Origin of the sequence: Bacillus sp. HNG (assembly GCF_003400205.1) — a bacterium.
Lineage (GTDB): Bacteria > Bacillota > Bacilli > Bacillales > Bacillaceae_L > Ferdinandcohnia.
The window spans coordinates 1-1720 of sequence record NZ_QUQV01000047.1 but is presented as its reverse complement, the minus strand read 5'-3'; the positions used below and the strand labels follow the sequence as shown (position 1 = coordinate 1720).

At 40.4% G+C, this 1720-nt stretch carries 2 protein-coding genes; both read right to left on the bottom strand.

All coding sequences use genetic code 11. From position 1 onward, the window contains the following. Nucleotides 1–633: 633 nt before the first annotated feature. A complete protein-coding gene (locus DZB84_RS24560; RefSeq protein ID WP_116354909.1) occupies nucleotides 634–843 on the bottom strand; it encodes a hypothetical protein in 210 nt (69 codons plus the stop codon). Then, nucleotides 836–1303, bottom strand: a complete 468-nt coding sequence (locus DZB84_RS24555; protein ID WP_116354908.1) for a helix-turn-helix domain-containing protein — start codon at nucleotides 1301–1303, stop codon at nucleotides 836–838. Before DZB84_RS24555 ends, DZB84_RS24560 begins: the two co-directional genes overlap by 8 nt. Nucleotides 1304–1720: the final 417 nt, after the last annotated feature.

The following is a 1720-nucleotide window of genomic DNA, read 5'->3' as shown; positions in this document are numbered from 1 at the left end:
TCCGCTCTGAAATGCGAGTTTTTATATCTGAAGGTGACGAACATTTCGTAATATATACCAAGGTCTCCGACGGCTTAAGGGAACTATTCCCTTAAGAATCCCCTTAATAGAACCCCCCTACCCCCCAGTTCCTTGGGGGGTTCCCTCGCCGGTAGGCAGGTCAAAAGGTGGACTTTTGACTGAACAAGAGGGTTTTGGTGTAGTGAATTCGTCAACTCCTTAATGCTCCCTACGGTCCGCTTACCGTTGACAAATGATGTTATGCAGCTCTTTAATTTTTAACAGAGGGCACCGCCAGTGACCATAGGGAACGGGCGATGACCTCCAACATTTTTTAAAGTGGCTTGAACCCAGTCTACACAAGCCCTCAGACCGGTTAAGGATGTATTTTCTGCCCCCGTGTTACCTACCGGGGGCTGCACAACATTTCGCCTGGAACCAAACGAATCCCAAAACTGTTTTATATGCCGTAGTCTTTTTATTTAGAGTGACCCCTTAAGTTAAAATTGCCGAAGGTTGCCCCAGAGGGCGAATTTTGCCCTGTGGGGTTGCCTTTGGGGATTTTAAGGGGTGGAGGCTCAAAATCAAAAGGAAACGGAATATCAATCCGAATAAGGATTCTCAAGTGCCCATTTATACAGTCAACTGTGACTGTGGCTCCTGATCATATTCATAAAAGGTATTTTTGTCCGCAGAAGCCATTTGAACAGCTCCGCATCCACAAGTCAATTTAACTGTTACTGTTTCTTTTTGTTCTAAAACTTGAACTGACATTTCTTCGAACTGAAAACATTCAAAACAAAAGCTAGTACCTTTTTCTGGAATGTTTAGTTTATTATTCATTCTTCATACCTCCGTCTATTAAGGTTAAATGATTGATTTCATCACGAATTTTCTTTTGATTTTTCGCTCGACCTTTTACACCAAATGAAGGATCCAGACGGTAAGTCCAGCTAGTACCTACCTTCGGTCCTTTATGTAAAATACCTTGTTCTACAAATTTTTTAAAAGCACTTGAGATATGTGGTCTAGCAATCCCTAAATCTTGGCTTATTTCGCTTTGTGATATCCTTATCCAATTCTCAAAATCTAATTTACCTAGGACATACATTAAAACCTGCATTTCTTGCCCTTTTAAGCCTAATTTAGCTAGATGTATAAAACCTTCTTGCATGGCCATGAAAAACCCCCCTCCTCGATAAGTGCTCCTTGTAAAGATAGGTACGTGAAATATCTCTCCAGTATCCCTATCCACCATTTCTTTTAGTATTACCCCGTTATCTGGCTTGTGACCAATTGTCATGTTGAATCCATCCCCCCTAACTAAAATTGTTACATTCTAATGTTACACTATTATGTAACAATGATACATTATAATGTAACATTGAGCAAGGACAAACTCTTTATTTTATTGACTTTTTTTATTCCCCTTCTGTCTATGGCAATAATACCACTATTAAGCTACTACATGATATTATGATAATAGTACTAGTTTCCATGGATTTCACTTCCGATTTTCGTAAATCTATCTACGAAAAAAAGGCATTTCAGTGCGGTAGCACGTAAAGGGAACCCCTGCCCCTTTACGTACTATCCGCTCTGAAATGCGAGTTTTTATATCTGAAGGTGACGAACATTTCGTAATATATACCAAGGTCTCCGACGGCTTAAGGGAACTATTCCCTTAAGAATCCCCTTAATAGAACCCCCCTACCCCCCA

What these genes read in the sequence shown, in the direction of transcription:
- DZB84_RS24555 (WP_116354908.1), bottom strand. Translation starts at nt 1,303, where the DNA reads ATGACAATTGGTCACAAGCCAGATAACGGGGTAATACTAAAAGAAATG.
- DZB84_RS24560 (WP_116354909.1), bottom strand. Translation starts at nt 843, where the DNA reads ATGAATAATAAACTAAACATTCCAGAAAAAGGTACTAGCTTTTGTTTT.